Raw genomic sequence first — 22,758 nt, 5'->3', positions numbered from 1 at the left:
GGGAACGGTTGCTACGCGATCACGCAATCACGAGGTCGGCCGCTTCATCTGGCACGACGTCGGTTGCGCGCCCAGGTGCGGCTCGAGCGTGACGTCGGTGCGCCAGCCGTAGCCGGTGTTTTCCTGGTCGTACTTGATCTTCTTGCCGTCGGCCTTGACCCAGGTGGTCACGTACAGCGTCTGCTGGGCCTGGTGGTCGGTCTTGCGCATCTCGACCGGGCCGTTGAGGCTTTCCACCGTCATGCCTTCCATCGCCTTGGCCACCTTGGCGGGCTCGGCCGAGCCCGTCGTCTTGATGGCCTTGGCGAGGAACGCGATGCCGGTATAGACATCGGCGTTGAAGAAGTCGTCGTTGTACTTCTTCTTGAAGCCGTCGAGCACGGCGTTCGTCTTCGGGTTGCCGTCGTTCGGCGCAAAGTAGCTGATCACCTTCACGCGGTCGGCACCCGAGGCGCCCATCGCCGTCGGCACGCCGGTGGTGCCGGCGTAGTACGTATAGAAGTTTGTGTTCAGGCCCGCATCCTTCGATGCGCGGATCAGCAGCGCGAGATCGCTCCCCCAGTTGCCGGTGATGACGGTGTCGGCCCCCGATGCGCGGATCTTGGCGACGTACGGCGAGAAGTCCTTCACCTGCGCCAGCGGATGCAGGTCTTCGCCAACGACCTGGATGTCCGGACGCTTGCGCTTGAGGTATTCCTTGGCCGCGCGCGCCACCTGGTGGCCGAACGAGTAGTTCTGGTTCAGCAGGTACACCTTCTTGATGTTCGGATCCTTCGCCAGATACGTCGTCAGCGCCTCCATCTTCATGTCGGAGTTGGCGTCCAGGCGGAAGTGCCAGTAGTTGCACTTGCTGTTCGTCATGTCCGGATCGACCGCGGCGTAGTTCAGGTAGATGATCTCCTTGCCCGGGTTGCGGTCGTTGTATTTGGCGATGGCATCCTGCAGCGCCATGCCCACGCTCGATCCGTCGCCCTGCGCGACATAGCGGATGCCCTGGTCGGTGATCTGCTTGAGGATGGTCAGGCTCTCTTGCGGCGAGACCTTGTTGTCAAAGCCGACGACTTCAAACCTGGTGCCGTTGCCGCTCCAGTTCTGCTGGTTGGCGAGATCCGCCGCGTATTGCCAGCTGCGCAACTGGTTCTGGCCCAGCGCGCCCATCAGCCCGGACAGCGGATCGATCCAGGCGATCTTGACGGTCTCGGCGTGTACAGCCCCTGCGCAGAATGCGCCTGCCACGGCGGCCGCGCACAGTGCGACTCGAAATGCCTTCATGCAAATGTCTCCTGATGTCTTGTCTTTTATCGGTGGACGCCGTGCAGAAGGCATCGTCGAGCATGGCACCTTCACAAAACCGCAAACCGAGGCTTGCGGCAGCTCGTTCCTTCCATACACAAACGTATGTGCATGGTAGAAGTGCGTTTGTTGACGTGTCAACCCGCGCAAACCTGGGGGCGTCAGCCCGATTGAAGCGCTGGACAGCCGTGCCGGCGTCGATAGAATCCGCCTTCATGTCCACGCCGCCGAGGTGCGCATGACCTCCCCGCTGATCGACGAACACGACGCACCCGTCGACACCGCATCCGCCAGCCCCACGCCCCGTACACAGCTCACGCCCCACGACTGGGTGCGCGCCGCCACGGATCTGCTGGTGACCAAGAGCATCGACGCCGTGCGCGTGGACGTGCTCGCCAAGCAGCTGGATGTCACGCGCGGCAGCTTCTACTGGCACTTCAAGAACCGCGACGACCTGCTCCACCAGGTGCTGCAGGACTGGAGCGAACGCACGCGCATCGGCCCCAAGCTGGAGCGGCAGAACGCGTCGGTGCAGGGGCTGGTGCGCGATCTGCTCGCCCTGCCGTTTCGCGGACGCAGCGCGCGCCGCACCGCCATGATCGAATTCGCCATCCGTGCGTGGGCACGCCGCGACCCCATGGCGCAGGAGGCAGTCGACGCGGTCGACGAGCACCGCATGGACTACTACGTGAAGCACTTCCAGGCGATGGGCTTTGCGCGCAAGGACGCGAAGACACGCGCATTCATGCTGTACGCGTATCAGCTTTCCGAGGCACTGCTCTGGAACCAGGGCAGCAAGCCCGACAAGGACGCGCGCCGCCGCTTCTTCGAAGACACGCTGCTGGCCGGAGCCCCCCTCGAGCGCCCGCGCAAAGCCTCGCAGGAATAAATCGTGCTGCATCGTGCGCATTCCATCAGCCGGAGTGCGCCGCGATGCCCGGATCGCCAGCCCCTCACACCTCGGACCTGCCCGGCCGGCTCGACCGCCTGCCCTGGAGCCGCTTCCACACGCGCGTGGTCATCGCGTTGGGCATCACGTGGCTGCTCGATGGGCTCGAGGTGACGCTGGCGGGCGCGGTGGCCGGTGCGCTCAAGCAAAGCCCGGCGTTGCGGCTCACCAATGCGCAGGTCGGCATGGCCAGCAGCGCGTACCTGGCCGGCGCGGTGCTCGGCGCGCTACTCTTCGGCTGGCTGACGGACCGGCTCGGCCGCCGCAAGCTGTTCTTCATCACGCTGGGCGTGTACATCTCGGCCACGCTGGCGACGGCGTTTTCGTGGAACTTCGCCAGCCTCGTCGTGTTCCGTGCGCTCACGGGGGCGGGCATCGGCGGGGAATACGCGGCCATCAACTCGACCATCCAGGAGCTCACACCGGCGCGCGTGCGCGGCTGGACGGACCTCGCCATCAACGGCACGTTCTGGGTCGGTGCGGCCGTGGGCGCCGGCGCATCGCTGTGGCTGCTGGACCCTGCGCACATGCGCGTCGATATCGGCTGGCGGCTGTGCTTCTTCATTGGCGCGGCGCTGGGGCTCGTCATCCTGGTGATGCGCTTCTGGATTCCGGAAAGCCCGCGCTGGCTGCTCACACGCGGCCGCCATGAAGAAGCACAGGCCATCGTCTGCACGATCGAAAACGAGATCGCGGCGCGGGGCCATTGCTTCGACGGTGCACCGGTGCCAACCCTGCGCCTGCGCAGCCGCGGCCATCCGAGCCTGCTGGAAGTGGCGCGCGTGCTGTTCGTGCAGCACCGGCAGCGCGCACTGGTGGGGCTTGCCTTGATGGCGGCGCAGGCGTTCTTCTACAACGCCATCTTCTTTACCTACGCGCTCGTGCTGACGGACTTCTACGACGTGCCGGCCACGAAGGTCGGCACGTATCTGCTGCCGTTTGCGCTCGGCAATTTTCTCGGGCCCCTGCTGCTGGGGCGGCTGTTCGACGTCGTGGGCCGGCGCGCGATGATTGCCGCCACGTATGCAGCCAGCGGCGTGCTGCTGCTTGCCAGCGGTGCGCTGTTCAAGGCCGGCGTGCTGGACGGCGCCACACAGACGCTCGCATGGACCGTGGTGTTCTTCTTCGCTTCGGCTGCCGCCAGTTCAGCGTACCTGACGGTGAGCGAGACGTTCCCGCTCGAGGTGCGCGCGCTCGCCATTGCGCTGTTCTACGCCGTCGGTACAGGGCTGGGCGGTGTGGCGGGGCCGGCGCTGTTCGGCTGGCTCATCGATACCCATTCGCGCGGCGCCGTGTTTGCCGGCTACGCGTTGGGCGCGGCACTGATGCTGCTCGCCGCCGGGGTGCAGGCGCGCTGGGGCACGGCAGCCGAACGCAAGCCGCTCGAGCACGTCGCCGCACCGCTGTCGATGGACGATGGCCAGGCTTGACGCGTCGCCCCGAGCTTGGGCGCCCGGCGCGGCGCCGTACGTCGCATATATACTGCCCGCTGCCATTTTTTTGTTTGCCGGAGACACCCATGCCTGACGCGACCTACGACAACCAGAACATCTTCGCCAAGATCCTGCGCGGCGAGCTGCCCTGCACCAAGGTGTATGAAGACGAGCACACCCTGGCCTTCATGGACATCATGCCGCAGGCCGACGGCCACGTGCTGGTGCTGCCCAAGGAAGGCGCCACGGAACTGTTCTACCTGTCGGACGAAGCTGCAGCCGCGGCAATCGTCACGACGCGCAAGCTCGCACGTGCGGTGCGCGATGCCTTCTCCGCCCCGGGCATCGCCGTGTTCCAGCTCAACGGCGCTGCCGCCGGCCAGACGGTGCCGCACGTGCATTTCCACGTGCTGCCGCGCTATCCCGGCAAGGAGCTGCATCCGCACGCCCGCGTGCAGGCCGCGCCCGAGACGCTGAAGGCCCACGCAGACAAGATCATCGCGGCGCTGAACGCGCAGTAAGCGTTGCACTACGGCGCGGCAGACGGCGCAAGAGCGTCTGCCCGCGCGACCGGCGCCGCCCGTCGATACGCCAGCCGGTACAGCACCGGCAGCACCAGCAGCGTGAGCGCCGTCGACGACAGGATCCCCCCGATCACCACCGTGGCGAGCGGACGCTGCACCTCGGCGCCCGTGCCGGTGGCCAGCGCCATCGGCACGAAGCCGAGCGAAGCCACCAGGGCCGTCATGAGCACCGGCCGCAGGCGCGTGAGCGCGCCCTCGCGCACGGCCTCGTCCACAGACTTGCCGGCTTCGCGCAGGCTGCGGATGAAGGTGAGCATCACCAGCCCGTTGAGCACCGCCACGCCGGACAGGGCGATGAAGCCCACGGCGGCCGAGATCGACAGCGGAATGCCGCGCAACGCCAGCGCCAGGATGCCGCCCGACAGCGCAAACGGAATGCCGGAGAACACGAGCAAGCCGTCCTTGAGATTGCCGAACATCATAAACAGCAGCGTGAGCACGAGGCTCAGCGCCAGCGGCACCACGAACTGCAGGCGTTGCGTGGCCGACTGCAACTGCTCGAACTGCCCGCCCCAGGCCATCCAGTACCCCGCGGGCAGGCGCACCTGCGCATCGAGCACGGCCTGCGCCTCTTCGACGAACGAGGCGATGTCGCGGCCGCGCACATTCGCGCTGACGACGATCCGCCGCTTGCCGTCTTCGCGGCTGACCTGGTTGGGGCCGCTCACCTCGTTGAGCGTGGCCACGTCGGACAACGGCACGTAGCCCTGCCCGTTGGGCAATGCCAGCGGCAGGCGGCCCAGCGAGGCCGGATCGCTGCGCGACGTTTCCGGCAGACGCACCACGATGCCGAAGCGGCGGTCACCCTGGAACACCGTACCGGCGTCCTTGCCGCCGATGGCTGCGGACACCGTGTCCTGGATCGCGCCGACCGACAGGCCGTAGCGCGCGGCCTTCTCGCGGTCGATGTCGACGTTCAAAAACGGCAGGCCGCCGGTCTGCTCGATCTTCACTTCCGTTGCGCCGGCCAGCTTGCCCAGCTGCGCGGCGATGGTCCTGGCCTGCGCCTCCAGCACGGCCATGTCGTCGCCAAACAGCTTGACCGCCACATCGCTGCGCACGCCAGAGATCAGCTCGTTGAAGCGCAGCTGAATCGGCTGCGAGAACTCGTATGCGTTGCCCAGCAGCGCCTGCACCACGGCGCGGATATCGGCAAGCAACTGGTCGCGCGTGCGGCGCGTGCCCGCTGGGCCGGCCGGCCAGTCCTGCTCGGGCCTGAGCATGATGTAGCCGTCGGAAATGCTGGGCGGCATCACGTCGGTGGCGACCTCCGCGGTACCGGTACGCGCGAACACGCGCTCGATCTCCGGAAACTTGGCCTTGAGCGTGCGCTCGATCTGCTTCTGCATCTCCAGCGATTGCGCCAGGCCCGTGCCCGGCACACGCATCGCCTGCATGGCGAAGTCGCCTTCGTTCAGGCTCGGCACGAATTCCGCACCCAGGCGCGTGGCCGCGACCAGCGAGACCGCCACGGCCACCACGGCAAACGTCATCACCACGGCAGGCGCTGCCAGCACGCGCTCGAGCAGCGGCGCGTACATGCGGCGCGCCCAGCCCATCAGGCGGTTTTCCTTCTCCGACACGCGCTCGCCGATGAACAGGGCCACCGCTGCTGGCACGAACGTGATGGACAGCACCATGGCCGCCGCGAGCGCCAGCACGACGGTGGTCGCCATCGGGTGGAACATCTTTCCTTCCACGCCCGACAGCGCGAAGATCGGCAGGTACACGACCATGATGATCAACTGGCCGTACAGCAGCGGGCGGCGCGCTTCGCGGGCGGCTTCGAACACTTCGTCAAGGCGCTCGGCGCGGCTCAGTGGCCGGCCCCGCACCTGCTGCGCATGCGCGAGGCGCCGCACGCAGTTTTCGACGATCACCACCGCGCCGTCGACGATGATGCCGAAGTCGAGTGCGCCCAGGCTCATCAGGTTCGCACTGACCTTGGCCGACACCATGCCGCTGAAGGTCATCAGCATCGACAGCGGAATCACCAGCGCCGTCAGCACCGCCGCGCGCAGATTGCCGAGGAAGACGAACAGGACCGCCATCACCAGGATGGCGCCTTCCACCAGGTTCTTCTTGACGGTGGCGATGGCCTTGTCGACGAGTACCGTGCGGTCATACACCGGTTCGACGCGAATGCCGGCCGGCAACGTCTTGCGGATGTCCTGCATGCGCTTGTCCACCGCCTGCGACACCGTGCGGCTGTTTTCGCCGATCAGCAGGAACGCCGTGCCGAGCACGACCTCGCGCCCGTTGCTGGTGGCCGCGCCCGTGCGCAGCTCGCTGCCGCTGTCGATCGTGGCGACATCGCGCAGGCGCACCGGCGTGCCGTTGGGGCTGGCGAGCACGACGTTGCCGATGTCGGCCGCATCACGCAGCTGGCCGGGCGCACGCACGAGGTATTGCTCGCCCTTGCGCTCGATATAGCCCGCGCCGACGTTGGCGTTGTTGCGCTCAAGCGCCGACACCACGTCGGCCAGCGTCAGCCTGTACGACGCCAGCCGCTCCGGGCTCGTCGCCACCAGGAATTCCTTGGCGAATCCACCGATGCTATTGACCTCCGTCACGCCCGGCACGTTGCGGATCTGCGGACGGATCACCCAGTCCTGCAGCTCACGCAGGTCCGCTGGTGTGTAAGCCGTGCCATCGGGCTTGCGCGCATTCGCGTCTGCCTCGACCGTCCACAGGTAGATCTCGCCCAGCCCCGTGGAGACCGGCCCCATGCTCGGCGAGATGCCGTCGGGCAGCTGTTCCTTGGCGGCCTGCAGGCGCTCGCTCACGAGCTGGCGCGCAAAGTAGATGTCGGTGCCTTCCTTGAAGATGACGGTCACCTGCGACAGCCCGTAGCGCGACAGCGAGCGCGTCTGCTCGAGCTTCGGCAGCCCCGCCATTGCGGTCTCCAGCGCATAGGTGATGCGCTGCTCCGTCTCCAGCGGCGAGTAGCCGGGCGCAGGCGTGTTGATCTGCACCTGCACGTTGGTAATGTCCGGAACCGCATCGATCGACAGGCGCGTGTAGCTATACGCACCGAAAGCGGCGGCGGCCAGCACGGCCAGCAGCACGAGCCAGCGTTGGGCAATGACGGTGCGCAACAGGCGTTCGAACATGGCGCCTCCGTCAGTGGCCGTGGTCGGCGGACTTGCCGGCCTCGGCTTTGAGCACGTAGCTGTTGGCGGCGGCATAGCGCGTGCCGGCGGCCAGCCCTTCGACGATTTCCGTCCACGTGCCGTCGGTGCGGCCGGTCTTGACGGGGCGCACTTCAAGGCCGCCCTCCACGGGCACGAACACGGAGGGCTTGTCATCGACGGTCTGCAAGGCTTCGGCACGCACGGCCACGGGCACACGCGCCCGGCCCGACTCCACCGACACGTTGACGAACATGCCGGGCCGCCACGCCAGCTTCGGGTTGTCGAGCGTCACGCGGGCGGGCGCGGTGCGCGTCTGCTCGCCCAGCAATGCGCCCACGTATGACACCTTGCCGTCGACCGCGGTGCCGGTGGCGGTGGCGCGCACCGTTGCCGCAGCGCCGGTCGTCACCGCCTCCAGGTCCTTGGCCGTGACGGAAAAATCGGCCCACACGGTCCGCAGGTCAGCCACGGTAAAGACGGCCGTTTCTGCCTGCACGGCCTCGCCCTGCGAAAGATGCCTCGCCACGACGACACCGTCGAACGGCGCCCGCAACTCGAAGCGGTTCAACGCCGAACCGCCGGGCGCGGCACCGATGGCCGCCAGCTTCTGGCGCGCGTTGTCGGCCGCGATGCGCGCTTCCTGCAATGCGGTGCGGGCCTGCTGGTAATCCTGCTCGGCAGCGATGCCCTGCTCCCACAGCCGTTTCTCGCGTGCATGCGCCTGCTGTGCGAGCGCGAGACGCTGCTGGGCAGCCTGCAGTTCGCTGCGCTGGTCCGACAGCGCGGGGCTCGACAGCACGGCCAGCAGGTGACCACGCTTGACGGCCTGGCCCAGTTCCACGGCGACCTTCTCGGCCACGCCGGCCACGCGCGGCACCACATGCGCGGTGCGGTCTTCGTTCAGGCGGATCTCACCCGGCAAGACGACTTCGGTGCGCAGCTCGGCGGGGCCGGCCGTCTCCACGCCGATGTTTGCATTGGCCATGGCGCCCGGCGTCATGGCCAGCAGTTCGGCGTGATGGCCCTCGGCGGTGTCCGTTGGGGCAGCGCCGGCTTCGGGCTCGGCCGTTGGCGATGGCCGGGCGCCCATGCCGAACCACAGGCCGGTCGCGGCCAGCGCACCGAGCACGACGATCAGCGCGATGGCGCGCCGTTGTTGCGGGGGAAGTGTCATGTCAGCAGGAAAGGAAGCGGGCGCTAGCGGCCCAGGATGCGATCGATGCCGCCAGCGGCCTGATGCGCGCGCGACAGTGCGGCGAGGTATTGGGCTCGCGCCTGGAACAGCGTGCGCTGCGCGTCCAGCACATCGAGAAAGTTGAACTTGCCGGCATCAAAGCCGATGCGGGCGGCATCGTACGCGCGCTGCGCGCCGGGCAGCACATTGGCGCGCAGCGATTGCACGGTCGCGCGGGCGGCCTCGAGCCGCGCGACATCCTGCGCGAGCGCGGCGCCCTGTTCGAGCTGCAATGCGCGGTAGTCTTCGAACGCCTTGTCAGCCCGGCGCTGCGCCTCGAGCAGGCTGCCCTGGTTGCGGTCAAACAGCGGCAGCGGCACGGCAATGCCGACGACGGCCATGTTGTTGTTCGCCGCGCTGTCGCGCTTGGCCCCCACGGTGAGCGTGACGTCGGGCACGCGCTTGGCGCGCTCCACATTGGCGAGTGCCTGGCGGCGTTCGATCTCGAGCCGGGCGCGGACGGCACGCGGCGTGGCCTCCAGCGCCCCGGCCGCCGCGCGGGCTTCCGGCGGCACGATGGGCAGGGTCTCGACGCTGCCGTCGGCTTCCGGGGCGAAGGGCGTACCGCCCCAGAACGCGGCCAGCGCGCGCTGCGCAACCTGCAGTTCCGCCTGGGCATCGCGCAACTCGATGGCGGCGCTGGCCCGCACCACACCAGCCTTGGTCTGCTCCACGGGGGACACCTTGCCCGCCTGCACGCGCCGTGCGGCGGCCGATTCGGCCTCGGCGGCCAAGGTGTCCGACGCCTGCGCCAGCGACAGGCGCTCCTGCGCGATCAGCAGGTCGAAGAACGCGCGCGTGACGTCGGCACGCAGTTCGGCGCGCAGCACCGCGGCATCTTGCGCCGTCGCGTCACGCGCGGCTTCTGCGGCGCGCGTCCGGGCGCCGCGCTTGCCGCCAAGTTCGAGCGGAATGTTCAATTGCGCCGTCATCGTGGCGCGATCGCGGCGCACGTCCTCGGTCGTGAAGGCGGCCTCGGGATTGCGCCAGCGGCGCGCCTGGTCGAGCGCGCCTTCGCTGGCGGCGATCTCGTAACCGGCCGCCGCGATCGCCGGGTGCGTCTGCATGGCACGGTCGATGGCCTGCTGCAAGGTCACCCGGCCGGCTTGGCCCTGGGCCACGGCTGGTTCGCCGGATGCCGATGCGGCCGTGGGCGCGGTAAGGTCGAGCGCCATCGCCGCGGCCGGCATCAGAGCCGCGCAACCGGCGATGGCGGCTGCAACAGGCTGCAGCCAGGGCATCACGCGTGCGCACCGGCTGCGTACGGATCGCGTGCGCGGGGGCCGCTCAAGCCGCCGTCGGTGTACGGATCACGCGCCCCGACGCGGGCCTCGAGCACGGCTTGCGCAGCACCGCCGGTGTACGGGTCGCGCGCGCCCGTTCGGGCGCCGTCGGTATAGGCGTCTCGCGTGCCGGTCTTGGCCAGTGGGGCAGCCATCGGCTTGGCCTGCGGCTCGCAGCAGTCGCCGCGCAGGTCTTGGGCGGCAAGCGCGGTGCCGGTTGCCAGGGTTGCCGCCAGGGCGGCCAGCCAGAGCGCACGTGGGAATCGGATCGCCATGATCATCTCCTTCGAAAAATGCCGACACCAGCAGCAGGAAGGGGCGATGTCGGTGCGGCCAGTCTACGGAGGGGCGCGCCACGCGGGCATGACCCGAAGATGACAAAGTTGTCATCTTTGTCGCCTCCACGGGGGTTTTGGCCTATCGTGGCGGCATTGGCAGCACGGCGGGCCACCAGCGCCCGCGCCTTTCTCACCATGCGACTGCTCATCGTTGAAGACGAGCCCAAGGCGGGCGACTACCTCCGCAAGGGCCTGACCGAATCCGGCTTCGTGGCCGACCTTGCCCGCACCGGCCCCGACGGCCTCTTTCAGGCCATGGAGCATGACTACGACCTGATCGTGCTGGACGTCATGCTGCCCGGCATGGACGGCTGGCAGCTCATCCAGGAACTGCGCCGGCACAAGAGCACGCCGGTGCTGTTCCTGACCGCGCGCGACGAACTGCCCGACCGGCTCAAGGGGCTGGAACTCGGCGCCGACGATTACCTCGTCAAGCCGTTCGCCTTTGCCGAGCTCGTGGCGCGCATACGCACCATCCTGCGGCGCGGCCCGATGCGCGAGAGCGAGATCCTCGAAATTGCGGACCTGACCATCGACACCATCAGGCGCCGCGTCACGCGCGCGGGCCAACGCATCGACCTGACCGCCAAGGAATACGCACTGCTGCACCTGCTGGCGCGCCGCGCAGGCGAGGTGCTTTCGCGCTCGCTGATAGCGTCGCAGGTGTGGGACGTGAACTTTGACAGCAACACCAACGTGGTGGACGTGTCGATCCGCCGCCTGCGCGCCAAGGTCGACGACCCATTCGAGCACAAGCTGATCCACACATTGCGCGGCATGGGCTACGTGCTCGACGAGGCAGCCCGCTGATGCGCTGGCCCGCTTCGCTTGCCGGCCGCCTGGTCCTGGCGTTCGTGGTGGTGGCGTCGGTCACGCTCACCGCAGCGGGCACGTACCTGTATTACGCGCTGAATGCGCAATTGCGCGCCGCCGACGATGCGATGCTGCTCGGCAAGATCGCGCAGTTGCGGCATCTGACCAGCGAGGCCGCGAGCGTCGACGACCTGGCACGCAACGCCCACCGTTACACCGACGTGGTGTCCGGCCATGACGGCCTGATCCTGCGCATTGCCGCCCCGGACGGCCGCACGCTGGTGGAGGTGAACCCCGAAGGCGAGGCGGTCGCGATGCCGGCCATTGTGCCGGCCGGCGTGGCCCCTTCAGAGGCTGCGGTACAGACATGGACATCGATGGCAGGCATGGTGTCGCGTGCTGTGGCGGCCGAGGCGCCGCTGGGCGAGCGCGGTACGAAGGTGATCGTGCTGGTCGCGCAGGACGGCGACAGCCGTGCAGCGTTGCTGGCGAAGTACCAGCGTCACATCGTGTTTGCGGTCGTCGGCGGTGTGGCCGCCGTGGCGCTGCTGAGCCTGCTGCTGGTGCGCGGCACGCTGCGCGGGCTGGCGCGCATCGGCAGGCAGGCAGCGGCCGTGGTCCCGAGTCAGCTCGAGACGCGCCTGGCGTTGGAGGGTGCGCCGCGTGAACTGGCCGACCTGCTCGCCTCGCTCAATGCCATGCTCGCGCGGCTGCAGGACGGCTTCGCACGCCTGTCGCAGTTCTCCGCAGACCTGGCGCACGATTTCCGCACACCGCTGGCGAACCTGGTCGGGCAGACCGAAGTCACGCTGGCCCACCCGCGCGCGGCCGACGAGTACCGCAGCGTGCTCGAATCGAACCTGGAGGAGTACGCGCGCCTGTCGCACATGATCGAAGACATGCTGTTTCTCGCGCGCGCCGACCACACGCGCGTGGCGGTCGCCACCGCCATGCTCGAGGCACGCCACGAGGTTCAGGTACTGGTGGACTACTTCGAAGCCGTGGCCGCCGACCGCGACATCGTCATCGACGTCACCGGGGATGGCCTCGTCCGTGCCGACGCTACGCTGCTGCGCCGGGCGCTGAACAACCTGCTCGACAACGCGCTGCGCCACACCCCCACCGGCGAGCGCATCGACGTGGCCATCGAGACGCTGCCGCACGCCACCGCGATCCGCGTGCGCAACCCGGGGCCTGGCATTCCGGCGGCGATCCTGCCGCTGCTGTTCGAGCGGTTCTACCGCGGCGACCCTTCGCGTGCACAATCCGGCGCGCGGTCGAGCCAGTCGACGGGCTTGGGGCTGGCGATCGTGAAGACCATCATGGACCTGCACGGCGGCAGCGTGGAAGCCAGCAGCCCGCCGCACGGGCGGACCGAGTTCCGGCTCGTGTTTCCCAACTAGGCGCGCGGCTTCGTCATGTGCCGATGCGCAGCGCCGAGGGCGTGCGCGTGGCGTCCTGGCCGTCATCGCGCACGATCCGGCGGTACGCGGCGGCCACCAGCAGGCCGACGAAGCGCAGCAGGCGGCGCGGGGCGTTGACGTCTTCGGTCACGGAAAAGCGCGCGGGCGTACCGTCCACCGTCTCGCCGGAGAGCCAGAAGCGCACGCCCGCCGGCACGTCGATCGACTGCCCCGGCCTGAGCCAGATGTCCTGCCGCTGATGCTCCTGCGTGACCCACAACAACCCGGCCTGTGCGGCGATGGTCTGGGCCCGCGCCGATCGCCAGCTTACCGGCACGCCCTGCCGGTCAAGTTCGAAGATCCTGATTTCGCGCATGATGGAGACTCCTGTGCCGGGGGTTCGTGGTGGATTGTTATGGCACTGCAGATCGGCACGACTCCATCTTGCGCGGCAGGGTGGGGATTGGACATGAACAGTTGCGAACAGTTTGACAGGACTGTTCAGCATCTTTCTCGAACAGTTCCGTGCGACGACAGACAGAACTGCATTTGGATATGTCAATCCGTTCGTTCTGTGCGCGGCGGCGGCTGGCTAGCATGGGCCATTGCCCTATTTGCCGGAGCCGCCCATGCCGCACGACCCCAGCGAGAACCACGACAGCGCCATCGACACAACGTTCGGAACCCTGCGGGTGCGCCGGGTGGCCGGACATATCGGCGGCGAGGTGCTTGACGTCAAGCTGGGCGCGGACCTGCCCGAAGACACGTTCGCCAGCCTGTACGCCGCCCTGCTCAAGTACAAGGTGTTGTTCTTTCGCGACCAGCGGCATCTGGACGACGAGCAGCACCAGGCGTTCGGCAAGCGTTTTGGCCGCATCGTCGCGCACCCGACGGTGCCCGCGCCGACCGGCACGCAGCTGTTCGAACTCGATGCTTCAAAGGGCGGCGGCCGGGCCGATTCCTGGCACACCGACGTGACGTTTCTCGATGCGTTTCCGAAGGTGTCGATCCTGCGGGCCGTGACGATTCCGGCCTACGGCGGCGACACGGTGTGGGCCAACACCGCGCGCGCCTACGAGCAGCTGCCCGACACGCTCAAGCAGCTCGCCGAGCAGCTCTGGGCCGTCCATACCAACGACTACGACTACGGTGCCGAACGCACGCAGATCAACGAGGCGCGCCTGCGGCATCACCGCGACGTATTCACCGCCGCCGTGTACGAGGCGTCGCATCCGGTTGTGCATGTCCATCCCGAGACGAGCGAACGCGCCCTGCTGCTGGGCCATTTCGTCAAACGCTTTGCCGGCGTGTCGGGCAGCGAGTCTGCGCGGCTGTTCGAGCTGCTGCAGCAGCGCGTGACGCGGCTGGAGAACACCGTGCGCTGGCAATGGCGGCAGGACGACGTCGCCATCTGGGACAACCGTGCCACGCAGCACTACGCCATCAACGATTACGGCAACCAGCCGCGCGTGGTGCGCCGCGTGACGGTGCACGGCGACACGGCCATCTCCGTGGACGGCACACGCAGCACGCAACTGCGCCGCCCCGAGGCCACCAACGATGCGCACATCGACGCACTGGTGGCCGCCGCGCACTGAGTTCAGCCGGCCGCCTGCTGCACCAGCCGGTGGTAGAAGCGGATCAGCTCCACCAGGTTGGCCTCGGTGATGCGTTCGTTGGTGCCATGAAAGCGCGGCAGGTCTTCGGGCCGCGCGCGCACCGGCGAAAAGCGATACACATGGTCGGCAATCCCGGTCATGTGGCGCGAATCCGTGGCACCGATCATCAGGCCCGGCGCCACCACCGTGCCCGGAAACAGCTCACGCACCGTCTTGTTGATCAGCTGATACGACGCCGACTGCGTGGGCGACACGGGCGACGCCTCGCTTGAGCCGGGCAGCTTGCTCAGTTCGAACTTGCCCTGCGGCGCGGCGGTCTTGGCGGCGTCTTCCACGTGCGCGGTGACGGACGCAATGGTGTCGCCGGGCAGCAGGCGGAAATTGACCGTGGCCTCGGCGCGGCCCGGCAGGACGTTGTCTTTGTTGCCGGCCTGCACGATGGTCAGCGCTGTGGTGGTGCGCAGCATGGCGTTGGAGCTGCCGGACGCTTCCAGCTGCTTCTGCACCATCGGCCCGAACAGCCACAGGTTCGACAGCGCGACGCGGCTGAAACCGTGCATTTCGGGTGCCAGCGTGGCAAACATCTCCTGCGCAACGCCGCGGATGCCGGCGGGCAGCTGATCGTCGTCCAGCCGCTTGAGCGTGGCGCTCATCATGGCGATGGCGCTCTGGCCGGGCGGCGGCGGCATCGACGAATGCCCCGGCGTTGCCGCCACCTTCAGCTGCACCGAGAGAAAACCCTTTTCCGCCACCCCGATCAGCGCGGCCGGCTTGGTCAGGCCCGGCAGCACGCCCTCGGTAATCAGCAGCCCTTCGTCGATCACGAAATCGAGCCGCTCGCCACGCGACTTGAGCAGCGCGGCGATCTGCCGGGCGCCGCGGTCGCCGCCCACTTCCTCGTCGGCGCCAAAGGCCAGGTGGATGGTGCGGCGCGGCTGGAAACCGCCGGCGGCCAGCAGCTCGATGGCTTCCATCTGCGAGATCAGGTTGCCCTTGTCGTCCCACGCGCCGCGGCCCCAGACCATGCCGTCCTTCACCACGCCGGCAAAGGGCGGCTCCGTCCAGTCGCCCTCGGTGCCGGGGGCGATGGGCACGACGTCCTGGTGCGCCATCAGCATGATGGGCTTCAACGACGGGTCGGAGCCCTTCCACGTGTAAAGCAAGGCGAAATCGCCCACGAGTTCGCGCTGGAGCACTGCGTGGGCCCTGGGGTAACGCGCCTGCAGCATGGCGTGCAGCTGGCGGAACTGGTCGGCGTTCAACTGCGCGTCGGTGACGCTGGAGACCGTGCGGGCGCGCACGGCTTCGGCCAGGTGCGCCGCTGCCGCAGCACCGTCCACCGCCACCGGCGTCACGGGCGGCACATCGAGCTGGCGCGAGCCGTGCCGCCACGTATTGACGGCCACGCACAGCGCCAGCACGACCACCACCGCAACCACCGCCAACAGCAGCCGCCCGACCACTGCGCCGCGACGCTTCGTCCATGCATTCATTGGGAATCCGCTCCTCATGGTGAACTGCCCTGCGGGCCTCTTCGCACCGCCTCCGGATGACAAGTATCACTGCAACCCGGTGCAGTGGCCATCACGCCGAGGGGCGGGTTTCCCAGGATTACAATGCAGCGAACACTTGTGAACAGTCTTGCCGATGTGTTCGGCAGCTTCCGGCAACCCTCCCCCGCCATGAAACTCCAGATCGACGCCACCACCGGCGTGCCCATCGCCGACCAGATCGTGGCCGGCGTGCAGGCGTGGATCCGCGACAACGACGTCCGGCCTGGCGCCAGGCTGCCGTCCATCCGGCACATGGCGGCAGAGTACGGCATCAGCCGCTTCCCGGTGATCGAAGCGTATGACCGGCTCGTGTCGCTGGGCCTGCTGGACTCGCGCCACGGCTCGGGCTTCTACGTGGCCGAAAGCGGGCTGACCGGGCGCGACGGACGCGGCTGGTCAGACCCGCGCCGCGCGGAGGCCGAGTCCAAGCACATCTTCGAGCAGTTCAGCTATCCCGACGGCATGCTCAAGCTCGGCGGTGGTTTCGTGCCGGCCGACTGGCGCGACGTCGATGGCCTCACGCAGGCCATCCGCCAGGTCTCGCGCACGGATACGCACGCCGTCATCGACTACTCCACGCCGCTTGGCAACACCACGCTACGCCACCAGGTCATGATGCGTGCGCGTCAGCTCGGCATCCACGCCGAGCCCGCCAATGTGCTCATCACCGCGGGCACGAGCCAGGCCATCGACCTCGTCATCCGCCACATGCTCAAGCCCGGGGACACCGTCTTCGTGGAAGACCCCGGCTACTACACCGTGTTCGGCCTGCTGCGGCTGCTGGGCGTGAAGCTGGTCGGCATTCCGCGCAAGGCCGACGGGCCGGACGTCGAGGTGGCCGAAGCCATGCTGCGCGAGCATCGCCCCAAGCTGTTCTTCATCAACAGCGTGCTGCAGAACCCCACCGGTTCCACGGTGTCGCCGCCGGTGGCATTCCGGCTGCTGGAACTCGCGCGGCGCCACGGCTTCGTGTTCCTGGAAGACGACATCTTTGCCGACCTGCAGGCCGAGCCGACCGCCCGCCTCGCCACGCTGGACCAGATGGAGCACGTGATCTACGTGGGCGGTTTTTCCAAGACCGTGTCGGCGTCATTGCCGGTCGGCTACCTGATCGCCAAGCGCGAGCTGGTGCACGACCTGACCAACGTGAAGATGCTCACCAGCGTAGGCGGTTCGCGCTTTGCCGAAGCCGTGGTCGCCACGCTGCTGGAGCGAGGCGCGTATCGCAAGTACGTCGAACGGCTGCGCCAGCGCGCGGGGGATTCGGTCATCGCCTCGCTCGATGCGCTGGCCGACGCGGGCTGGGAGGTGTTTCACCATCCGTCGGGCGGCAACTTCCTGTGGGCGCGCGTGCCGCATGTCGACGATTCGCGCGACCTTGCCGCCATGGCGGAAAAGCACGGTGTGACGCTCGCCCCCGGCCATTACTTCCGGCCCAACATGGAGGTGTCGCCGTGGGTGCGCATCAACAGCGCGTATGCCACCGAACCGCGCGCGCTTGCCTTCCTGCGGGAGGCCGGCAAACGGGCGACGCGCAAGCGCCCCTGAATACGCGCGGGCATGACCGTTGCGGCACGGTAGCCGTCCGCCGTCCACTCAGGAGCCCCGTCATGCACTCCGACAAATTCCGCTCTGCCCGCCCGCCGCTGCCCGCAGACAGCACCTACGTCGCCGGCCCGGTACCGACGGACCCGGTGCAGCAGGCTTCACAGCGCATCCGCTCGGTCGATACGGCCGGCACCGAGGCGTCCGACAATACCGTGGATACCGACGGCAAGAGCCTGGAAGCCGCCAAGGACCCATCGCAGTGGCAAGACAACGTCATCTATTCGAACGCGTCGCTCACCAATGCCCACCCGGACGACCCCGACTCGCCCATTGCCGGCATCGACAGCCGGCCCAGTCAGGGGCAGCCGACCGTGGCTGCGGCGGCCGGACACAAGGTGGTGCACAAGGGCGTCGTCGACGAGACGGTGCGCAATGGCACGCGCGCCGCGCGGCGTTTCTCGCTGGAAGACGATGAGGGGGAGCCCCGACCGGAATGACAGCGCCGGCATGAAGGCGACGATCTGCGGCGGCCACGCAGGGGCGCCTGGCCGTGTGAAAACAAAAAAGGCAGCCGGACCAGGGCTGCCGAAGGAGACACCACCGCGCTCAGTGCGCGACAGCGTTGAAATTGGGCGGCCGCCGATCGACGAACGCCCGGAACGCCTCATGCGCCTCGGGCGATTTCAGGCGCCGCGCAAAGCAGGCGCTCTCCGCGTCCATCTGCTGCCTGAGCAGCTCGGCGTTGCGCATCAGGCGCTTGGTTTCGGTGAGTGCGCCCAGCGGCTGGCGCGCCAGTCGCTCGGCAATCGCCCTCGCCTCGGTGCCGAGCTGGTATAGCGGCACCACGCGGTTGGCCAGGCCCCACGCAAGCGCCGACTGCGCGCTCACCGCATCGCCCAGGGCGAACATCTCGAATGCGCGCACATGACCAAGGCGCGCCGGCATCAGCAGGCTCGATGCAGCCTCCGGCACCAGCGCCAGGTTGACGAACGGCGTGGAGAGCTGCGCGTCGTCGGCCAGCAGCACGAAGTCGCAATGCAGCAGCATCGTTGTGCCGATGCCCACCGCACGCCCCTGCACCGCCGCCACCAGCGGGCGCGTGGCGCGCGCAAGCGCATGCAGAAAGCGGATGACGTTGCGCTCACCGCTGCCGCTGCCGCTGCCGGCGGACACGGCAATCGAAGCAAACTCGCCGATGTCGTTGCCGGCCGAGAACATGTCGCCCTCGGCGCGCAGCAGCACCACGCGGACGGCGCTGTTGTGCTCGGCCGCCTCCAGCGCGTCGGCCAGCGCCCCGTACATCGCATCGGTGATGGCGTTCTTCTTGTCGGCGCGGGCCAGGGTGAGGGTCAAGATGCCATCGGCGTGCTGCCGCTGGATGTGTTCGGTCATTGCTCGTCTCCGGTGGGGAACTTGGTTTGCAGGCTGGCGAGCCAGCGGGCGACAACGTCGATCTCGGCGTCGGTAAAACCTTCGGTCAGGCGCGCGTTCAGTTCGGTCAGGCCCTTGCGCGTTTCGACGAGTGCGGCGCGGCCGGCCGGCGTGAGCCAGAGCTGCCACGCGCGGCCGTCCCTGGCGTCGGGGCGGCGCTCGATGAGGCCGGCGTCGGCGGTGCGGTCCACGAGGCCGCTCATGGCGGAGGGGCCGAGGTCCAGCGCGGCACCGGCTTCGCGCATCAGCGCTCCGTCGTTCTTCTCCAGGAAGAACAGCAGGCCGGACTGGGCAGCGGTCACGCCCTCGCCGGTGCGCGTCTGGATCCAGCGCTGCAGGCGGCGCTGCCCGACGTTGATGAGATAGACGAGGCGGCGATCGGGTGCGGTCATGCGGCTTGCACCTCAGCGCGATGTGCTGCGGCGCGCTCGCTCAGCCAGTCCGCCAGGCCGGGCCAGAGCGTGGCGGAAAACTGCGGGCGGAAGAAGCCCATGTGCCCGACCGGCCCGCCGGCCTGCGCAGGCGCGATCTGCCGGCGCTCGACCCGGGTGTTCGTGAAGTGCATCGTGAGCGCATGGATGGCGGCGGGCGTGGCCCAGGGGTCGTCGTCAAAGCCGTAGACGAGCACTGGATGCGTGACGCGGTTGAAGCGCCCGATGGCGCCGAGCGTCGGGTCGTCGAAGAAATAGCGCGGCATGCTGGCCCAGGCGCCCCACTCGATCGCCACGCCACCCGGGAGGTCTTCGCCCAGGCCCAGGCGCTTGCCGGGCACATAGCCGATCAGCCGGGCAAACAGCGGGCCCACGCCGCGCAGGATGAGCTCGACACGCCAGCGCTCCGCCCGGCTGCGGATGAAGCGCGAGTTGCCCGTATGCGAGGCCACCTGCACAACGCCGGCGACGTCCCAATCCGCACAGCACAGGCCGATGGCGTGGCCGCCGACCGAATGCCCGATCGCCAGTTGCGGCAGCTGCGGATACCGCGCCCGCGCCCAGCGCATCACGCCGTCTGCGTCGAGCAACGCCCAGTCGCGCATGCGGGCGGCAAAGCGACGCAGGCTGCTGGGCCGCGACGCGCCGATGCCTCGGTAGTCGTACGTGATGGCGTGAAAGCCGCGCGATGCCAGGAACGTGGCGAACGCCTGGTAGATGCGCTGCGGCACACCGGTGGCCGGGTGCATGACCACCACGCCCTGCGGTGTTCCGGCCGCCTGCCAGAGCATGGCGCCGAGCGGGTAGCCGTCTCCGGCGGGAATGGTGTGCGGCGTGCCATCCATCGGATCGATTATTTCGTATGCGAAGTTTTTACTTTGTATGCGAAGTAAATGCCGCCGTCAACCTTCAAACAATGAAGTCCTTGCTTAACTATCCGGGGCCACTATAGTTAACAACATGCTTAACCATGACACTTCTCTCGATCTCGCCTTCCAGGCGCTGGCCGATGGCAACCGGCGCGCGATGCTGGTGCAGCTCGTTCGCGGGCCGGCTTCCGTGAGCGAGCTGGCCGAGCCGCTCGACATCTCGCTCCCGGCCGTGATGCAACACCTGGCGGTGCTGGAAAACTCCGGTCTCGTGCGATCGGAAAAGGTGGGCCGCGTGCGCACGTGCCGTATCGAACCCGGGGCGCTGAGCCTCGCTGAGCAGTGGATCAACCAACGACGCCTGGAGTGGGAGCAGCACTTCGACCGCCTGGGCGCTTACCTCGAAACACTCAAGACCCAAGGAGACACGCATGACGACGACCGTTGACCAGCCCGCAGGCACTGCGCTGCCCCCACTCGTGATGTCGCGCACCTTCCCCGTCTCGCGCGACTGGGTCTTCCAGGCCTGGAGCACCGCTGAACACATCAAGCGCTGGTTCTGCCCGATGCATTTCACGGTGCCCGATGCGACGGTCGAGTTTCGCGTGGGCGGCAAGTTTGACGTGTGCATGCGCTCGCCCGAAGGGCAAGACCACTGGTCGCGCGGGCACTTCCTGGAGATCGTGCCCAACGCGCGCCTGGTCATCGACATGAACGTGGTGGACGCCGACAACCGCCCGCTGATGAACGCCCACACCGTCGTCACGTTTGCCGAAGACTGCGGCGGCACGCGCATGGAGGTCACGCAGACCCACACGCCGCTGGCTCCGATTGCCGAGATGATGATCAAGGGTGCGTCCGAAGGCTGGAAGCAGACGCTGGACAAGCTGGAGCGCGAAGCCGCGCGCGTGCCGTTGGCCGATGGCGTCCAGCGCTCGGTCGTGCATGCGACGTTCACCGTGGAGCGCACGTATGACGCACCGCGCTCGCGCGTCTTCAAGGCGCTCACCGACCCGTCGGCCAAGGCCAAATGGTTTGCCGGCGGCAACGGCTACACGCAGCTCGTGCGCGAAATGGACGCCCGCCCCGGCGGCCGCGAAGTGCTCAAGGGCCGGTGGGACAGCGGTGTGGTGTCCAGCTTCGAGGCCACGTACCACGACGTCATTCCGGACGAGCGCGTCGTCTACTCGTACGTGATGCACCTGGACGATCGCAAGATCTCCGCCTCACTCGCCACGCTCGAGCTGAAGCCCGCCAACGATGGCGCTGGCACACGCCTCGTCATGACCGAGCAAGGCGCCTTCCTCGACGGCTACGACGATGCCGGATCGCGCGAGCGCGGCACGCAGTTCCTGCTCGACATGCTGGGCAATTCGCTCAAGGACTGAGCCTCTGCAATACGTCGCGCGCGATCACCGCCAACGTGAACGCCGCGCCCACGATCAGCACCGCCGCCCATAGCACGCCGCCCAGGTGCGCCAGAAGCGCCTGGCGCGGCGTCATTTTGCATACTGCGCGAGGCCATGGCCGAACGACCAGTTCTCAGGCAGCACCTCCACGAGGTTGATGAAGACGTCTTCGGGCCGTATGCCAGGCTTGTCGCCCAGCAGCTCGACGATGCGGCGATAGAGCGCCTGCTTCTGCTCAAGATTGCGCGTGTTGTTGGCGGTGATCTGGAGGATCACAACGTCGTCGCTGCGCGCGATGCCGAAGTACGTTGGGCTGACGCTGAAGGTGCTGGCGTCGTGCTCGGTGAGCGTCATGAAGCGGTCGTCCTCCGGCACGTTGAACGTCTCCCGCATCGCGCGATAGACGCCGTCGAAAATGGCCTGGTGATACGCGGCAGGCTTGCCCCGCCGCAACGACACTTGAACGAGAGGCATGGTGGGCTCCGGGGTGAGGATGCGCACAGCATGCTCCGAATTGTTCATTTCAAAAAGCCATCCTAAGATATTTCAGTCATTGCAGTTCTTAATGATTGAACGATGAAGATGCTCGATCTGGAGGCCGTGCAGGCCTTCGTGCTGACGGCCGACCTGAAGAGCTTCACCCGCGCCGCGGAGGTCATGGACTCCACACAATCGGCTGTGAGCTTGAAGATCAAGCGGCTGGAGGATGCGCTCGGCCGTCGCCTGCTGGAGCGCACGCCACGGGTGGTGCGGCTCTCGCAGGATGGGGCTGCCTTCCTGGGCGCGGCGCGCGAGCTCGTCGCAGCGCACGAAGGCGCGCTTGGGGCGTTTGGAGTGGAACGGCGGCGGCTGTCGGTCGGTATCAGCCACCACATCGTTGGCGCGGAGCTGCCGCGCCTGCTGCGCCAGATGGGGTTGGCCGAACCGTCGCTGACGCTGGAGATCCGCATTGCCAGCTCCTGGGAGATCCTCGAGACCTTCGACAACGGCGGCCTGGACGCCGCGATCGTGCTGCGCCACGACAATCGGCGCACCGACGGCGATGTGCTCATGGAAGAGCCGTTCGGCTGGATGGCCGCGCCAGACTTCACGCAGCATGCCGGCGAGCCGATCCGGCTCGCCATGCAGTCGGAATCCTGCCGCGTGCGCCAGATGGCGGTGGCCGCGCTCGATCAGGCAGGCATTGCGTGGCAGGAGGTGTTCATCGGCGGCGGGGTCGCCACCGTGGGGGCCGCCGCTGCGGCGGGCCTGGCCGTCGCGGCGCTGAGCCGCCGGGTGGCGCCGCCTGGCACCGTCGACATGACGGGGCCGCTGGGCTTGCCGCCGCTGCCTGCGCGCAGCGTGGTGCTGCATTCGCGGCTGGCCGACACGGTCGCGACCAAGGCGCTGCGCACGTTTGCCTCCGCGCTGCGCGCCACGGCGGCGCGCTGAGCG

At 68.0% G+C, this 22,758-nt stretch carries 23 protein-coding genes; 11 read left to right on the top strand and 12 right to left on the bottom strand.

The window, feature by feature from the left end; genetic code table 11:
- Positions 1-27: 27 nt before the first annotated feature.
- Complete coding sequence (locus tag KHN96_RS04355; RefSeq protein WP_045218580.1) at positions 28-1,272, bottom strand: branched-chain amino acid ABC transporter substrate-binding protein; 1,245 nt, start codon at positions 1,270-1,272, stop codon at positions 28-30.
- Positions 1,273-1,531: 259 nt separating this feature from the next.
- Between KHN96_RS04355 and KHN96_RS04350 the strand changes: the two genes are divergently transcribed.
- The 3 genes from KHN96_RS04350 to KHN96_RS04340 all read left to right on the top strand — a co-directional run bounded on the left by KHN96_RS04350 (position 1,532) and on the right by KHN96_RS04340 (position 4,196).
- Positions 1,532-2,182: a TetR/AcrR family transcriptional regulator gene (locus tag KHN96_RS04350; protein WP_045218582.1), complete on the top strand. Its 651-nt coding sequence runs from the start codon at positions 1,532-1,534 to the stop codon at positions 2,180-2,182.
- A 44-nt stretch (positions 2,183-2,226) separates the two neighbouring features.
- Positions 2,227-3,672 (top strand): MFS transporter, encoded by a 1,446-nt coding sequence (locus tag KHN96_RS04345; protein ID WP_115044574.1) that lies wholly within the window; start codon positions 2,227-2,229, stop codon positions 3,670-3,672.
- A gap of 89 nt (positions 3,673-3,761) precedes the next feature.
- On the top strand, positions 3,762-4,196 hold the full coding sequence (locus KHN96_RS04340) for an HIT family protein (protein ID WP_045218586.1): 435 nt from the start codon (positions 3,762-3,764) through the stop codon (positions 4,194-4,196).
- 8 nt (positions 4,197-4,204) lie between these two features.
- On the opposite strand, the gene KHN96_RS04335 is transcribed toward KHN96_RS04340, so the two are convergent.
- The 4 genes from KHN96_RS04335 to KHN96_RS04320 are packed head-to-tail and all read right to left on the bottom strand — an operon-like array spanning position 4,205 to position 10,185.
- Positions 4,205-7,372 (bottom strand): efflux RND transporter permease subunit, encoded by a 3,168-nt coding sequence (locus tag KHN96_RS04335; RefSeq protein ID WP_062738125.1) that lies wholly within the window; start codon positions 7,370-7,372, stop codon positions 4,205-4,207.
- Positions 7,373-7,382: 10 nt separating this feature from the next.
- Entirely contained in the window at positions 7,383-8,567 is a 1,185-nt protein-coding gene (locus KHN96_RS04330; RefSeq protein ID WP_062738124.1) for an efflux RND transporter periplasmic adaptor subunit, read from the bottom strand.
- 23 nt (positions 8,568-8,590) lie between these two features.
- Positions 8,591-9,868 (bottom strand): TolC family protein, encoded by a 1,278-nt coding sequence (locus tag KHN96_RS04325; RefSeq protein WP_062738123.1) that lies wholly within the window; start codon positions 9,866-9,868, stop codon positions 8,591-8,593.
- The gene (locus KHN96_RS04320) at positions 9,868-10,185 is read right to left on the bottom strand and encodes a hypothetical protein (RefSeq protein WP_062738122.1); all 318 of its coding nucleotides are present in this window, start codon (positions 10,183-10,185) and stop codon (positions 9,868-9,870) included. Before KHN96_RS04320 ends, KHN96_RS04325 begins: the two co-directional genes overlap by 1 nt.
- Positions 10,186-10,383: 198 nt before the next feature.
- Between KHN96_RS04320 and KHN96_RS04315 the strand changes: the two genes are divergently transcribed.
- On the top strand, positions 10,384-11,058 hold the full coding sequence (locus KHN96_RS04315) for a heavy metal response regulator transcription factor (protein ID WP_045218597.1): 675 nt from the start codon (positions 10,384-10,386) through the stop codon (positions 11,056-11,058).
- Positions 11,055-12,464, top strand: a complete 1,410-nt coding sequence (locus tag KHN96_RS04310) for a heavy metal sensor histidine kinase (RefSeq protein ID WP_062738121.1) — start codon at positions 11,055-11,057, stop codon at positions 12,462-12,464. Before KHN96_RS04315 ends, KHN96_RS04310 begins: the two co-directional genes overlap by 4 nt.
- 13 nt (positions 12,465-12,477) lie before the next feature.
- Here KHN96_RS04310 and KHN96_RS04305 read toward each other — a convergent pair whose 3' ends face one another.
- Entirely contained in the window at positions 12,478-12,840 is a 363-nt protein-coding gene (locus KHN96_RS04305; protein WP_045218601.1) for a DUF2917 domain-containing protein, read from the bottom strand.
- A 253-nt stretch (positions 12,841-13,093) separates the two neighbouring features.
- On the opposite strand from KHN96_RS04305, the gene KHN96_RS04300 reads away from it, so the two are divergent.
- A complete protein-coding gene (locus KHN96_RS04300) occupies positions 13,094-14,062 on the top strand; it encodes a TauD/TfdA dioxygenase family protein (RefSeq protein ID WP_062738120.1) in 969 nt (322 codons plus the stop codon).
- Positions 14,063-14,064: 2 nt separating this feature from the next.
- Here KHN96_RS04300 and KHN96_RS04295 read toward each other — a convergent pair whose 3' ends face one another.
- Positions 14,065-15,576 (bottom strand): M20 family peptidase, encoded by a 1,512-nt coding sequence (locus KHN96_RS04295; RefSeq protein WP_062738119.1) that lies wholly within the window; start codon positions 15,574-15,576, stop codon positions 14,065-14,067.
- Between the two features lie 189 nt (positions 15,577-15,765).
- Here KHN96_RS04295 and KHN96_RS04290 point away from each other — a divergent pair, with 189 nt between their 5' ends.
- A complete protein-coding gene (locus tag KHN96_RS04290) occupies positions 15,766-17,184 on the top strand; it encodes an aminotransferase-like domain-containing protein (protein WP_045218610.1) in 1,419 nt (472 codons plus the stop codon).
- A gap of 62 nt (positions 17,185-17,246) precedes the next feature.
- The gene (locus KHN96_RS04285) at positions 17,247-17,681 is read left to right on the top strand and encodes a DUF3005 domain-containing protein (protein ID WP_045218612.1); all 435 of its coding nucleotides are present in this window, start codon (positions 17,247-17,249) and stop codon (positions 17,679-17,681) included.
- A gap of 109 nt (positions 17,682-17,790) precedes the next feature.
- On the opposite strand, the gene KHN96_RS04280 is transcribed toward KHN96_RS04285, so the two are convergent.
- Genes KHN96_RS04280 through KHN96_RS04270 form a run of 3 tightly spaced genes read right to left on the bottom strand, consistent with a single transcriptional unit; the run spans position 17,791 to position 19,891 of the window.
- Positions 17,791-18,576 carry an enoyl-CoA hydratase-related protein gene (locus KHN96_RS04280; protein ID WP_062738118.1) on the bottom strand — a complete coding sequence of 262 codons (786 nt, stop codon included), beginning with the start codon at positions 18,574-18,576 and terminating at the stop codon, positions 17,791-17,793.
- Positions 18,573-19,007: a MarR family winged helix-turn-helix transcriptional regulator gene (locus KHN96_RS04275; RefSeq protein ID WP_045218616.1), complete on the bottom strand. Its 435-nt coding sequence runs from the start codon at positions 19,005-19,007 to the stop codon at positions 18,573-18,575. Before KHN96_RS04275 ends, KHN96_RS04280 begins: the two co-directional genes overlap by 4 nt.
- Entirely contained in the window at positions 19,004-19,891 is an 888-nt protein-coding gene (locus tag KHN96_RS04270; protein ID WP_062738117.1) for an alpha/beta hydrolase family protein, read from the bottom strand. The genes KHN96_RS04275 and KHN96_RS04270 overlap by 4 nt, the downstream gene beginning before the upstream one ends.
- 115 nt (positions 19,892-20,006) lie before the next feature.
- Between KHN96_RS04270 and KHN96_RS04265 the strand changes: the two genes are divergently transcribed.
- Both KHN96_RS04265 and KHN96_RS04260 read left to right on the top strand, forming a co-directional pair.
- The gene (locus tag KHN96_RS04265; protein WP_045218620.1) at positions 20,007-20,363 is read left to right on the top strand and encodes an ArsR/SmtB family transcription factor; all 357 of its coding nucleotides are present in this window, start codon (positions 20,007-20,009) and stop codon (positions 20,361-20,363) included.
- Complete coding sequence (locus KHN96_RS04260; protein WP_045218622.1) at positions 20,347-21,303, top strand: SRPBCC family protein; 957 nt, start codon at positions 20,347-20,349, stop codon at positions 21,301-21,303. Before KHN96_RS04265 ends, KHN96_RS04260 begins: the two co-directional genes overlap by 17 nt.
- On the opposite strand, the gene KHN96_RS22905 is transcribed toward KHN96_RS04260, so the two are convergent.
- Positions 21,293-21,418, bottom strand: coding sequence for a hypothetical protein (locus KHN96_RS22905; RefSeq protein ID WP_258558496.1), 126 nt, complete (start codon positions 21,416-21,418; stop codon positions 21,293-21,295). The genes KHN96_RS04260 and KHN96_RS22905 overlap by 11 nt on opposite strands.
- The gene (locus KHN96_RS04255; RefSeq protein ID WP_045220282.1) at positions 21,415-21,798 is read right to left on the bottom strand and encodes a tautomerase family protein; all 384 of its coding nucleotides are present in this window, start codon (positions 21,796-21,798) and stop codon (positions 21,415-21,417) included. The genes KHN96_RS22905 and KHN96_RS04255 overlap by 4 nt, the downstream gene beginning before the upstream one ends.
- A gap of 102 nt (positions 21,799-21,900) precedes the next feature.
- Between KHN96_RS04255 and KHN96_RS04250 the strand changes: the two genes are divergently transcribed.
- The gene (locus KHN96_RS04250) at positions 21,901-22,755 is read left to right on the top strand and encodes a LysR family transcriptional regulator (protein WP_062738115.1); all 855 of its coding nucleotides are present in this window, start codon (positions 21,901-21,903) and stop codon (positions 22,753-22,755) included.
- Positions 22,756-22,758 lie beyond the last annotated feature (3 nt).

The sequence above is a fragment of the Ralstonia mannitolilytica genome (assembly GCF_905397375.1).
Lineage (GTDB): Bacteria > Pseudomonadota > Gammaproteobacteria > Burkholderiales > Burkholderiaceae > Ralstonia > Ralstonia mannitolilytica.
This window is presented reverse-complemented; position numbering and strand designations above follow the sequence as displayed.